Origin of the sequence: Bacillus sp. 22475 (assembly GCF_052044835.1) — a bacterium.
In the GTDB taxonomy this organism is placed as follows: domain Bacteria; phylum Bacillota; class Bacilli; order Bacillales; family Bacillaceae_G; genus Bacillus_A; species Bacillus_A cereus.
Window position 1 is genome coordinate 187883 of sequence record NZ_JBQENW010000005.1, and the last position, 14342, is coordinate 202224.

Genomic DNA, 14342 nt, shown 5'->3' on the forward strand with positions numbered 1-14342 from the left:
GAGTATTCTAGCCGCTGGAGCTGGACAATGAAGAAAAGCGGAGCCGATTTTTCGCTTTCAGTAAAAGGCAATCACACGATGTTGTGATTGCCTTTTTGTATGGAAAGAATAATAAAATAAAATTTTATCAAACAAAAGGAGAATTTGCGTCGTCTTATATAAATGACAGGAGGCTTATGATGGAAGAAAAGGTAGAAGAATTAATTGATATATATAAGCAGCAAATATATTCCTTATGTTATAAGTTAGCGAAAACGAAAGAAGATGCGGAAGATATTTTTCAAGAGACTTGGATAAAAGTTTTTTCCTCTAGGCACCAACTTTCTTGCGTGGAAAACTATAAAAAGTGGATTACTACAATTTGTGTTCGTACGTTTTATGATTTTTATCGTAAGAAAAAAAGGTGGAAAGATCGAATATTGGATTTGTTTCATAAAGAAGATGGTGGAGAAATAGATTTCGCAGATGAAGTGAATATATCAGAAGAATTTATTCAAAAAGTGGAAGCGGAAATGATACGGGAAGTAATACGGTTATTAAATGAAAAATATAAAACGGTACTCGTACTCTATTACTATGAACAATATTCTTACAAGGAAATGAGTGAAATATTAAATATACCGATTGGTACGGTGAAGTATCGTCTCAATTATGCGAAAAAGAAAATGCGAGAACATTTGGAGGGTTTCGTGCATGAAGGAAGATAAATTTGAACAGAAAATAAAGAGCAGTTTAGCGGGAGAGATGATTCCTAGCAAAGAGCTGATAAATCATACGAAACAGAGCGTGCGAAATGCTCGGAAATTAGAAAAGAGATGGGTTGTTTTCATTCATGCTATTTGGATGATTGTATTAACAGTCATCCTAGAGCAGTTTGTTAGTCATTTGGATCATAAAATATCTGTCATTATAACGATAGTTATTATGATGCACCTATACATTCCTATATACGTTGTCATACAGTCATTTTTAAAGAAGGAGTATAAATTACATGATAGAGTTCGCTAATCCATTTGTAGTATTTGAGATAGCTGGGATTACAATGTTTTTGGCTTCTATAGCACTTTTAGTATGTGTAGCATCATGGGTGTATACAGATGCGAAAACGCGTGGAATAAGTAAGTGGTGGAGTGTTATAGCGATTGTATTGCCATTTTTTATTGGAGTTTTGTTATATATGATACGAAGAAGTAACAAGAAAATAGAAGGAGAACATACGATGAAGGTTATGAAAAAACAAAAGATAACATTAGTTGTCATATTTACAAGCGCGATGTTTGTATTACTTAGCGGTTTTGCTTTTGTTCAAACGCTAGATGATATGTGGAGAGCTGGTGATATATATTTAGAAAATGAGAAGCGAGGGGAGACAAGTTACGAGGCAAAATTCTCATCATGGGATATTGCTGGGAAAGGTATTGAACTTGAGTATGCAAAAGATACAGAAGTAACATTTTCTTATGAAACAGATGCAAAACGTGGTAACTTATGCTTTAGCTTATATGAAAGGAAAGGAGAAGGAGAAGGTATAAGAGAGTTAAAAGAAATCTGTGAATCGAAAAAAGGTACTTTTAAAGCTACATTAAAAGCAAATGAAAAGTATGTATTTAATATAAGTGGTTTAATGGTGAAAGATGGATTCGTAAAAGTGAATTGGCAAGAGAAATAAAAGGGGCCCTATAAAGGACCTCTTTTTTATTGAATAGTATAAGTAACAGAAAAACTAACAGGACTATAGTAAACGTAAGGTGCATGAAATTGAACATACATATTTCCATCTGCTTTTGCAGTGAAAATTCGGCCGTAACCATCAGAATAACGTCCAATAAGGTTATGATTTGAGTCATAAACACTGTAACTAGGAGTTTTGCTGTTAGGATGAATTGTTAGTTCTTGTCCTTTTTGAAGGAAAATAGGTTCTTGTTCAGAACTACCTCCAGTTTGCAAAGAATAAAATTTTGTAAAGCTTTGTTCTTGAGCGGCAGCAGCGACTTTTGCTTCAGGAATAAACGCAGTAGCTCCAGTAATTCCTGCTAAAGTTAATGCACCTGCTAAAATCATTTTTTTCATAATAGAAAAAGCCTCCTTATTAGTTGTAATCGGTGTTGTTACAGTTAATATTGTATACGATAATGAGCAGGATAAAATATGCTTTTATGCATATATATTTTTTCTCAATAAAAGACCACTAATAAAATCAGTGGTCTTTTAAATGATTAAGCAGCTTTCTGTTCAGTTTGAGTAACAGGTTTTTGAAGCGAGTTATAAACTCCTGTTCCGATAACGTCTAATGCCATTTTCATTCGTTCAGGTGAAATGTTTTCTAATACGTTATCTTGAGGTGTATGGTATACCTTCTCAATATGATAGATTAATGGATTCCAACTATCGACACCCATCCAAATAAATAGAGCAGCAGGAATACCAGCTTCAGCAAATGGAACATGATCACTAGAACCGAATTTACCTTGTAGGACGAGGTCATTATTTAGTTGTTTACCTGCTTGCAAGGCAGCGTCTGTTACAAAGTTTGTAGAGCCATCAGGTGTCATAGCGTATAAATTCTTTGCTTTATCATAATTTGTTGCAACCATGTCGGCGTTAAAGACACCTAAAATACGGTCACGTTCTTTTTGGGATAGACTATTAACGTAATAATCCGAACCAAGTAATCCAGTTTCTTCAGAACCAAAGGTAATAAAGCGAATTTCTTTATCAGTTTCTACATTTTGAAAAGCACGAGCTAGTTCTAATACTAATCCAGTTCCCGAAGCATTATCATTTGCGCCAGGTGCTCCGACAACACTATCATAGTGCGAGCTTACAACGACTGCTTTTTCATTACCCGTACTCTTTTTTGGTTTCTTTTTTGCGATAACATTTAGAGATGTTAATTTAGATTCATGTCTCGCTTTTAGGGAAAGAATTGTTGTCCCTTGTTTAGCGATTTCTTCTTTAAATGCATTTCCTTGCGCATAAGCAAGACCAAAGACAGGGATAGATTGCCTTTTCGTTAGGCGGGGATTGAAGGTTTGTCCATAATTTCCGCGTCCGCCAATTAAACTGTATAAAAGAACACCTTTTGCACCTTTGCTAACAGCATTTTCAACTTGTTTATTATAGTCTGTAACTGTCGTTCCTCTTTCAAATAAAACAATTTTACCGTTTACTTCATTTGGAATATCTTCTAATTTTGTCCCACCTTGAACAAAGATAAGGGGAGCTGTAACAGCTTCTGTAGAAATTAGTGCATTAGGAGCAGCGCCAACTTGCCAATTACGTTTTGTTGATAGTGGTGATTCAATGAATCCAACGTATTGATCTGGCACCTGAAATGGCTGATATTCTACGTCATAACCCATTAATTTAAGCTGCATACCAATGTAACGAGAAGCCCATTCTTCGGATTTTGTTCCACCGGGGCGAGGACCAATTGTTTCAGATAAGAAACGAACATGTTCAATTGCGCGGTTTGAATCAATCTGTTTTGTAATAGATGGAGTTTGTGTAACCTCTGACGTGGAATCTGCTTTTGCTTGCCCAATTGGAGCTAAGCTAACAGCGAGTGATACAGCAAGCAAAGAGCTTACTATTTTTTGTTTCAATGATTTTCTCATTTTTTCCTCTCCTATTCTTCTATTCTCTCTGACTGACAAAAGAAGACGGATAATGACTTTATTTTACCTTTGCACCTTTTATTTTTCAATATTCTGACATTGAGAAATAAAAACGATATATGCATATTTGCATATTTTTGAGGAAGATATGTATGCTATCATTTTAAACGAAGGTTCGCTTTCTACTCTGAAAGCTCCTACATTGCATGAATCTAGTGTACCCAAACTTTAGATTATGTAGAGAAATGGAACCACTGTAGGGTTTCATTTCTCATGTTTGAATCAGTTGATGGTAATTATGTTTCCGCATTTCATAATTATTATCAGTGATATATGTAAGGCATCCATATGAAAATAAGAGGCTGTTCAAAGGTTTTCCGTACTTTTGGGCAGCCTCACCCCGTTAAAAGGACGATACTTTATGTATCGTCCTTTTTGTATAAAAAAACATCCAATCAATTGAGAGATTGATTGGATGTAAAAACATTATTAATAATGTTTTTTGCGTTTTGTAGCTAAAATACTTAATAATCCAGCTAGTAGAAGGACGATACCTACTGTTTGTGTAGGGTCTTCTTTATGACCTGTATTTGGAAGGTGTTTATCCGTATTTCGATCATCTTGCTGTTTGTTATCTGTTTCATTTGATGTTTCTTCGGAAGTTCCGTTTTTGTGTTTCTCAGATGTTTCATTGCCTTTGTTTTCTTCTTTATTTGGAGGAGTAACTGGCTTGTCATCTCCACCTGACGAAGATTCAATCTTTTTATTTGAAACTGTAATTTGTAGTGGTGTAGCTTGGGCTTTATCAATTGTAAAGTTTATTGGTGATGCATCTAATTGATAGCCTTTAGGAGCCTGTGTTTCTACTAATTGATAATTACCAGGTTTCAAATCATTTACGATTACTTTTCCGTGTTGGTCTGTTTTTAAACCTTCTCGGATGATTTTTCCATCTTGGTCTAAAATATTGAAAATGGCACCTTCAAGTGTTCCATGGTGATCAATATCAACTTTAGTTAACTCAATTGAACCTGTTGTTAAACTATTTAAAGCTGTAACAGAGGTAACCTGAGATTGTCCTTTCGTAATTGTGAAAGGAATTGGTTTAATGTTTAAATCATAGCCAGTTGGAGCTTTCGTTTCAATAAACTGATAATCTCCCGGACGTAAATCAGAAACAGAAATCTTCCCATCTTTATCAGTAGTTAAATCAGAATGAACATCCTTGCCGTCCATATCTACAATTTTAAAGATAGCCCCTTCAAGAATAGTACCGTCGATGTCATCAACTTTAGTTAATTCAACTGCACCCTTAGTTAAGCTATTCGTAGCAGTAACAGAAGCTTTAGCGGTTTGACTCTTTTCAACAGTAAACTTGATAGGATTTTGATTTAAGTCGTAATGCTTAGGAGCTTTCGTTTCAATAAACTGATAATCTCCCGGACGTAAATCAGAAACAGAAATCTTCCCATCTTTATCAGTAGTTAAATCAGAACGAACATCCTTGCCGTTCATATCTACAATTTTAAAGATAGCCCCTTCAAGAGTAGTACCATCGATGTTATCAACTTTAGTTAATTCAACTGCGCCTTTAGTTAAGTTATTCGTAGCAGTAACAGAGGCGATTTTTTCTTGGCCTTTTTTAACTGTGAACTTAATAGGTGTTTCGTTTAAGTCATAGTGTTCAGGAGCTTTTGTTTCGATAAATTCATAGTCTCCTGGCGGTAATTCATCCACAACTAAACGGCCGTTTTTATCAGTAGTTAAATCGGTACGAACATCGTGTCCATCCTTATTAACAATTTTAAATACTGCACCTTCAAGTGTTGTGTTTTGCTTGACATCATCAACTTTGATTAACTCAACACTACCTTTCGTTAAGCTATTAATAGCTGTAACGAAGACATGTTTTGTTTGACTTCTTTCGATTGTGAACTTAATTGGTTCTTCATTTAAGTCGTAATGTTTAGGAGCTTTCGTTTCAATAAATTGATAGTCTCCTGGTTGTAAGTCCTTAGCGATGATTTTTCCGTCTTTATTGGTAACTAAATTCGTACGAATGTCGTTACCGTTCAAATCAGTAATTTTAAATACCGCACCTTCTAGCATTTCTTTCTTATCTATAGAGTCAACTTTCGTTAATTCCACGCCACCTTTTGTTAGGCCATTCTTAGCAGTAACAGAAGCGTGAGTTAGTTGACTTCTCTCGATAGTGAAGCTAATAGGTGTTTTATTTAAATCGTAATGCTTAGGAGCTTTCGTTTCAATGAATTGATAGTCTCCTGGGCGTAAGTTCGTAGCAATAATCTTACCATCTTTATCAGTAGTTAAATCAGTGCGAACAATTTTACCTTTCGCATCGATGATGTTAAACACTGCATCAGAAAGTTTTGTATCTGGATTTATATCATCCACTTTTATTAATTCTACAGTACCCTCAGTTAAGCTATTTGTAGCAGTAACTTGGAGCTTTTCTTTTTGGCTTTTCTTAATTGTAAACTTAATAGGTGTACTATCTAATTTATAGTGTTCAGGAGCTTTCGTTTCAACAAACTGATAGTCCCCAGGACGTAAATCAGAAACAGAAATTTTTCCATGTACATCTGTTGTAAGCTCAGTACGAATGTCGTTACCATTCAGATCAGTAATTTTAAATACCGCATCTTTAAGAGCAGTACCATCTACATCATCCACTTTAGAAAGTTCCACAGCGCCTTTCGTTAAGCTATTTGTAGCTGTAACGGAGATAGGATCAGCTTGGCTCTTTGTAATTGTGAATGGAATTGGCTCTTTGCTTAAATCGTAGTGTTTCGGAGCCGTTGTCTCGATGAATTGATAATCACCAGGACGTAGGTCAGAAACGCTAATTTTACCTTGTTGATTCGTAACAAGATTTTTGTGAATCACAGTGCCATTCATATCCACAATTTTAAATACTGCGCCTTCAAGAGTAGTGCCATCGACGTCATCCACTTTAGAAAGTTCCACGCCGCCTTTTGTTAAACTATTTTCCATAGTAACGGTAGCAATATCTTTTTGGCTTTTTTCAATTGTAAATATAATTGGTTTTTTGTCTAAATCATAGTGTTCAGGAGCCGTTATTTCAACGAATTGATACGTACCAGGACGTAAGTTTTCGATAACGATTTTACCTTCACTGTTTGTTTTTAAATCTGTTTTAAGTACTTTGCCATCTTGATCTAGTAAATTAAATACCGCATCGGCAAGTTTTGTTTGAGTGTTTAAATCATCAACTTTAAGTAATTCGATACTACCTTGTTTTAAGCTATTTGTAGCAGTTAAAGAAATAGCTTTCTTCTGTCCTTTTTCAATAGTGAATTTGATTGGTGTTTCATCTAAAACGTAATGCTTAGGAGCTTTCGTTTCGATAAATTGGTAATCACCAGGACGTAGGTCGTTAATTTCGATTATTCCTTGTTCATTTGTAACAAGGTCTTTATGAACTACATCACCGTTCATATTAACAATTTTAAATACTGCATCTTTAAGAACAGTGCCATCAACATCGTCTACTTTAGAAAGTTTAACTGCACCCTTTGTTAAAGCGTTTGTAGCAGTGAGATGAAGAGTTTCAGTTTGGCTCTTTTTAATTGTAAATACGATAGGGTTTTTATCTAAATCGTAATGTTCAGGAGCAATTGTTTCAACGAATTGATACGTACCAGGGCGTAGATTTTCAACAACAATTTTACCTTCATCATTTGTTTTTAAGCCTTCTTCAACTAGCTCCCCGTCTGCATCTAATAAATTAAATACGGCGTTAGCAAGTTTTGTATTCATATCAATATCGTCAATCTTTGTTAGTTCAACGCTACCGTTTTTCAAAGCATTTTTGCCTGTAACATTGATCTCTTTCGTTTGACTTCTTTCAATTGTAAATGGAATCGTTGTTTCATCTAATACATAGTGCTCAGGAGCTTTTGTTTCAATGAACTGATAGTCTCCAGGGCGTAAATCAGAAACAGAAATTTTTCCGTTTTTATCTGTAACAAGATTCGTATGAACTTCCTTACCATTCATATCCACAATCTTAAAGATTGCACCTTCGAGCATCGTACGATCGATGGCATCAATTTTTGTTAATGTTACTGCACCTTTCTTTAAACTGTTAGTAGCAGTAACAGTAATATTCTCTTTTTGACTTTTTTCGATAGTGAACGGAATAGGGTCTTTGCTTAAGGTATAGTCTTTTGGAGCTTTTACTTCAATAAATTGATAGTCTCCAGGACGTAAATCAGAAGCAGTAATTTTACCGTTTTTATCAGTTGTTAAACCTTTTCGAATTACCTTTTTAGTATCATGAGCGTCAACGATTATAAATTCTGCACCTTCAAGAGTAGTGCCATCAACATCATCAACTTTTGTTAAAGTGACGCCACCTGTAAGTAAACTATTTTTTACAGTAACAGGGATAGGAAGATCTTCCTTACTACCTTTTTTAATTGTGAACTTAATAGGTGTTTTGTCTAATTTATAATGTTCAGGGGCTTTTGTTTCGATAAATTGATAATCCCCTGGTGCTAAATCAGGAATAACTAATACTCCGTAATCATCTGTTGTTAAATCTTTCATAATTTCTTTGCCAGTTGCGTCTTGCAAGGTGAATACAGCGCCGGCAAGAGCTTTACTACTTTCCACATCATCTTCTTTAATAAGTTTAACTTTTCCTTTCGTTAAACTATTTTTAAATGTAAGTGGAAGGAGTTTTTGTTGTCCTTTTTCGATTGTAAATTCAATTGGTTCTATATTTACATCGTAATAAGTTGGAGCCTTTGTTTCGATAAGTTTATAGTTACCAGGACGCAAGTCATCTACAACTAGCATTCCTTTACTATTCGTAACAAGGTCCGTACGAACATCTTCATTAGTATCTCTATTAACGATTTTAAATACTGCACCTTCAAGTGTTTCCTTTTCATCTGCAGCATTCACTTTTGTTAACTCAATACCGCCTTTTGTTAAGCTGTTTTTAGCGGTAACAGTAGCCTGAGTTGTTTGACTTTCTGTAATTGTAAATTTAATTGGTTTTGTATTTTTGTCGTAATACTTCGGTGCTGTTACTTCGATAAATTTATAATCGCCAGGGCGTAAGCCAGTAGCGATAGCTTTACCATCCGCACCAGTTTTTACATTTTCGCGAATGACTTTCTTTTCATCATTTGCATCAACAATTTTAAATACAGCACCTTCAAGAGCTGTACCATCGATATCATCAACTTTTGTTAATTCAACATCTCCTGGTTTTAAAGCATTTTCAGCTTTCACAAGTAGAGTTTCTTTCTGACTTCTATCGATTGTAAATTCAATAGGTTCTGCTCGTAAAACGTAATGTTCAGGAGCAGCTATTTCAATAAATTTATACGTACCAGGACGTAGGTTACTAACTTTAACTTTACCGTGTTTATCAGTAGTTAAGTTAGTGTGAGGGGAAACGTCATTATTATTTGTATCGACAAGTTTGAATACTGCACCTTCTAGTGGTTTTTTCTCACCAAACTCATCAACTTTTAATAATTCAACTTCGCCGGTTTTTAAGCTGTTATTTGCCGTAACAGTAGCAAGAGTTTGTTGGCTTTTATCAATTGTAAACTCGATAGGGTTTGTACTTAACGTATAATCCTTAGGAGCTTCTGTTTCGATAAATTTATAAGCACCAGGCTCTAGATCTTTAACAGTAACTTTTCCATCTGAACCTGTTTTTATATTTTCACGAATTACTTGTTTCTCGTCATTCGCATCGACAATTTTAAATACAGCACCTTCAAGGGCAGTGCCATCGACATCATCGACTTTTGTTAAAGTGACACCACCTTTAATGAGGTGATTCGTCGCAGTAACAGTAACTGCTTTCTTTTGACTTTTTATAATTGTAAACTCAATTGGTTTTTTATCTATGTCGTAATCTTTAGGTGCTTTTTCTTCGACAAATTGATAGTCTCCAGGGCGTAAATCTTTTGCTTCGATTTGTCCTTGATCATTTGTCGTTAATTTTTCATATCCACGAATTACTTTGTTATATCGATCGCGTACACTGAACTCCGCACCTGCTAAAGTTTTTCCATCTTTATCGAATTTTGTTAAAATGGCCGATCCTGGAATCAAACTGTTTGTTGCAGTTCGGTTTATTACTGTTGTTTGATCTTCTTTGATTGTGAATTGAATAGGTGTACTGTCTAATTTATAATGCTCAGGAGCAGTTGTTTCTTGTAAGTAGTAAGTTCCTGGTTTTAAATTATCTACAGTAATTTGTCCTTGATCATTTGTTGTTAATTTTTCGTGTTCTGAAATTATTTTTTTGTCTTTATCAAGTAGTGTGAAAACGGCACCTTGCAGTGTGACGTTTTTATTCAGGTCATCAGACTTTGTTAAAACTACTTTACCGACAAACTTCTTATTTGCAAGTTTATATGTTGTAGTCTCTTGTGTACCAAGTTCAACAATTTTCCCTTGTTTTAAATCCCAGCTAATTACATAGCCTTCAGGAGCCTTTGTTTCTTTTAATAAATATTTATCGCGTTTTAAATTATTAAATTTAGCGATACCGTCTTTGTCTGTTGTAATTTTACGGATAACAGTTTTACCTGTACGATCGTATAAAGTAAATTCTGCCCCAGCTAATAGTGCGTTCTTATTGTCGTTATCTACCTTTATAATTTCAAGGTTTCCACGGCCTTTAGTAGCAGATCCTCCGCCTGAACCAGAAGACATTCTCACTTCAATCGTTTCAGTAGTTTCTGTGTTTTTAACTGTCAACTTATTGCCTGTGATTTTCGCTTTATTACTTACTTTTTCTTTATCGTCTGCATTAATAAGTGAGCGATATTCTAAAATATAAGCTCGATCAATTTTTTTCAAGAAGGCAATTTCGAAATGTTGCTTTCCGGTATTATTGTCTGTTGTTATTTTGAGTTTATAGTCTGTTCCTTCTTTTAATTCGTTTACTGTATCTTTTGTTAAATTTCCATATGGATCAACAGTTGTAGGATATAAGTGGAATGATTCTTCCACAATTACCTGATTTTCGGTTGGGTCATCTGTTACAACGGCATCTGCAATGGTTGATTGGCTTTCGTTAATTGCGATACTCCAATTAATATAGTTGTCGTCTTGCACAGCTTTTTTAGTAACGAAGCTGCCACCTTTATTTACTTGAGTGTCACCTGTAAGGGTGTTTACGATTTTAGAGCCATCTTTTAAATCTGCCTCGTTTTTGTAGGTGCCTTGGATAAGTTCACCATCAAGGCTTGTTTTAAAGATAATATAGTAAGGTGAATTAATTGATTGTTTGAAATGAACCTTTAGGGTGTTTTTATTTTTCTCTGTAGGTTCTTCAAGTTCATATTTCTCAGTTGGTACAGCATTACCAGGTTGTGCATTATCAGGATTTCCATTTAGAATCATATCGCGCACTTCAATGGATCCAGGCACTAATTTTTGTTTATCTTGTATTACGTCTATAACATAAGGATCTTTAATCTCAACATTATTATAGTTAAAGCCTATTATCCAAGTAATTTCCTTCGTTTGGGCGTTATAAGAACCGTATTTATAACCATTTGCCTTTGTGAAAGTATCAGGATCGAAATTAGCTTCAACTTTATTTGATTGTGGATTAGAATCCGTATCTATCCAAGAAAGGTTACCTGTATTTTTAAATGAAGTTTTACCACTTTCTAGCTTTGTATAATCAAAGTCTGTCGTATATTTTACGACTAATGTCTTTGTCATATTAGACTGATACGTACCTATAAGAGTAATTTTGAAGCCTTTATCTGTTACATCTAAAACATAGTCAGTCCCAGCTTGAAGGGTATAATTTCCGTCTTTAATTTCTAGTTTCTTGTCTTTTAATTGTAATCCACCATGATTAAAGGTGTCCGTAATAATCGCGTTGCTTAATGGATAGTTGTTATTATTTACTATAATTGTCCAAGTTGTTGTTTTGTCTTTATAATTTGTTTCAGCTTTATTATTAGATTTAATAATATTTTGCTGCTTGAAGCTAGCTTCATTTTCTTTACTTGAATCATTATCAGCTGTAACTTTATTTTTTACTTTTCCATCTTCTATAACTTTATTAGTTGGCTTGGTTTTATAGGTAATCACATAAGCACTATTAATATCATCATTAAACTGTAAATCGAATCCATTCTTCTTGTTACTTACAGTGTAATTATTAACAGCGTCTCCTGTTACAAGCGTTCCTTTTTCATTATATGAAGCGTTTTTTACAACAATAGAATTTGCATCTAGTTCGTGTGTATCGTCAAAAATATCTTTTAAAATCGCATCTGCTTTTTTGATCTCTCTTTGATCACCATTGTAAGTAATTATCCACTCAATTGTTTGCGTCTTTGGATCATATTTACTTGTTTTATTTAAGTGTGTACCACGAGAAACCGTTACAGTAGAACTTGCGTTTTGTTGCTTTTGATTATCACTCGTTATCGTAACGTTATTTCGGAAACTTTTAATATTTTCATCAGTAATTTTTGTGGCATATTCGATTTGATATGCTTTATTGATAGAATCTTTGAAAGCAATCTCCAATTTTGAGCCATCTGATGAAATAATATTGTAATCTGTTGGCTCAGCTTCTGCACCACGCGTTACATTCCCATTAACATCAACTTCTAAATAATAAACTTTAATAGAATCTTTATTTAAGCTTGTACCTTGTGGAATGTTATCTTTAAAAACAGCGTTTTTAAGGGTGTCTTTCGTTTTGTTCATCTCTACTTTCCAATTAATTTCATTTGTATTAATTGGTCTATCAGGTAAACCCTTTTTATTCGTAGCTGTTTGTACATTAGGCTTAAAATCAACTGTAATAGAAACATCCTTATCTTTAATCGGGAAAGGAATTTCTTGTGTTGTTGTACCTTTAATTTCAGCTTTATTAAATTCTGTCTTTAATTGTAGGTTACCAGCAACATCTGGATGCTCTTCAACATAATCGTTGAATGTCATCGTGACTTTTCCATCTTTTGTAACAGTAAAATTACCAATTTGATGGTTTTCACTATCATATAAAGGACTGTTAATTGTATTGTAAATCTTAAAATGTTTAGGAAGATCAAAAATATAGTAATCTCCATTTTTCACATTCATTGATTTTAAAAGTTCCCATGTAAACTCAATATTGGCAGGGGAATCTGTACTTGGACGGTTATCCTCTGTAAATGGTTTTCCGTCTTTATCCGTCAACTTTACACTGGTTAAAATGTTTGTTGTTATTTGCTTTGGACCTGAATTTGTATTCTCAGCAGGGGCGCTTGCTAGCTTTTGTTCTGGATTGTCAGTAGCAATTTTAGCTGCTGGGTTTTGTTCCGGATTATCAGTGGCAGTTTTAGCTGCTGGGTTCTGTTCCGGATTATCAGTGGCAGTTTTAGCTGCTGGGTTTTGTTCCGGATTATCGGTAACAGTTTTAGTTGTTGGGTTTTGTTTCGGATTATCAGTAACAGTTTTAGTTGCTGGGTTTTGTTCCGGATTATCAGTAACAGTTTTAGTTGCTGGATCTTGCTCCGGATTGTCAGTAACAGGTTTAGTTACTGGATCTTGCGCTTGTTTATTAGTATCCTGTTTGGTGCCATCTTCTTTAGAGTTTTCTACTTGAACAGGAACTGATATAGGCTGAACCATTGTTCCTAAAGGAAAAGCGATTTGAACTGATTTTTCCCCAGTTTTTAAAGTTGAGTTAAACACGGTATCAACTTTAATTTTTCCTTTAGCGTCTTTCAAATTTTCTACTTGATTATTAAATATTAATTTTAATTTATTATCTTTAGCTGTTATAAAATATTGACCAATATTTTTTTGATCTGTTACTAAATCCCCTTGCAAATCTTTAGATACTTTTAATGCAAGTGGTATTTGAACTACTGCTGTATCATTTGCGTGTGCAGCTTGTTGATCCTTTATTGACCAAGCGTATTCTACTTGAATGGTTGATCCTATCTTTATTAAATTGTTAGGATTTTTTGCTTCGTCAATAATATGATTCGTTGCATCTTTCATTTCAACAGTGTCAAATAAGGAATCTCCTGTTAAGGTTTCAGCTTTTACTTGATTGTATGGAAAACTAGCAAGTTGCGAAAATAGTACGAATACAATTAAACATACATTAAAAAGTTTTTTCATTTTTCCTCCTCTGAACATTCATTTGTCCATTGGGGACTTATTCCACATGAACAAATGGAATATTAAAAGTATTTTTTATAAGCTATTTATTTTTGTTATCCCTCCGTTTCTATACGCTTTCTCAGACAAACAGAATTATGTTCAAAGTAATATTATTTAACGTAAAACAAAATGTATATTTACACAGTTCTGCGGAAATATACACAATTCGACAAAAAATGTCGAAAAAAATACTGATATAAAGAATGATATCAGACCTTTATATGTGAGATAGTTTTCATGTATATCTAGTAAAAAAGAATGGTTATAAAGGTAAGTTTTACGATACATACTAACCAATGTAGTGTATCCCTTTGTGAAGGCTTATTTTTGCCTTAAAGTTATGTGGAAATAAAAATCTAGATAGGGTTGGTTTTGGTCAGAATGAAGACAATATGTACTTTGAAAATAGTCATCTATTTTGTCTAAAGAGAGTTGTGCGATTAGTGGACCGAAGTTGAAAGATGATAGTTTCTTACATTGTTAGAGAAATATAAGAATTACAGAATATTCGACTAAAACGTT

At 34.1% G+C, this 14342-nt stretch carries 6 protein-coding genes; 3 read left to right on the forward strand and 3 right to left on the reverse strand.

The window, feature by feature from the left end:
- Positions 1–179 precede the first annotated feature (179 nt).
- Genes ACTJJY_RS11045 through ACTJJY_RS11055 form a run of 3 tightly spaced genes read left to right on the forward strand, consistent with a single transcriptional unit; the run spans position 180 to position 1669 of the window.
- Entirely contained in the window at positions 180–707 is a 528-nt protein-coding gene (locus ACTJJY_RS11045; RefSeq protein WP_440605511.1) for an RNA polymerase sigma factor, read from the forward strand.
- Positions 694–1008, forward strand: a complete 315-nt coding sequence (locus ACTJJY_RS11050) for an anti-sigma factor (protein WP_440605512.1) — start codon at positions 694–696, stop codon at positions 1006–1008. The genes ACTJJY_RS11045 and ACTJJY_RS11050 overlap by 14 nt, the downstream gene beginning before the upstream one ends.
- Complete coding sequence (locus tag ACTJJY_RS11055) at positions 992–1669, forward strand: anti-sigma factor (RefSeq protein WP_440605513.1); 678 nt, start codon at positions 992–994, stop codon at positions 1667–1669. Before ACTJJY_RS11050 ends, ACTJJY_RS11055 begins: the two co-directional genes overlap by 17 nt.
- Positions 1670–1695: 26 nt before the next feature.
- Here the strand turns inward: ACTJJY_RS11055 and ACTJJY_RS11060 are convergent, their stop codons facing one another.
- From ACTJJY_RS11060 to ACTJJY_RS11070, 3 genes are all read right to left on the reverse strand, one after another.
- A complete protein-coding gene (locus tag ACTJJY_RS11060; protein WP_440605514.1) occupies positions 1696–2070 on the reverse strand; it encodes a hypothetical protein in 375 nt (124 codons plus the stop codon).
- Between the two features lie 146 nt (positions 2071–2216).
- Complete coding sequence (locus ACTJJY_RS11065) at positions 2217–3617, reverse strand: M28 family metallopeptidase (RefSeq protein WP_440605515.1); 1401 nt, start codon at positions 3615–3617, stop codon at positions 2217–2219.
- Between the two features lie 489 nt (positions 3618–4106).
- Complete coding sequence (locus ACTJJY_RS11070) at positions 4107–13778, reverse strand: SpaA isopeptide-forming pilin-related protein (RefSeq protein ID WP_440605516.1); 9672 nt, start codon at positions 13776–13778, stop codon at positions 4107–4109.
- Positions 13779–14342 lie beyond the last annotated feature (564 nt).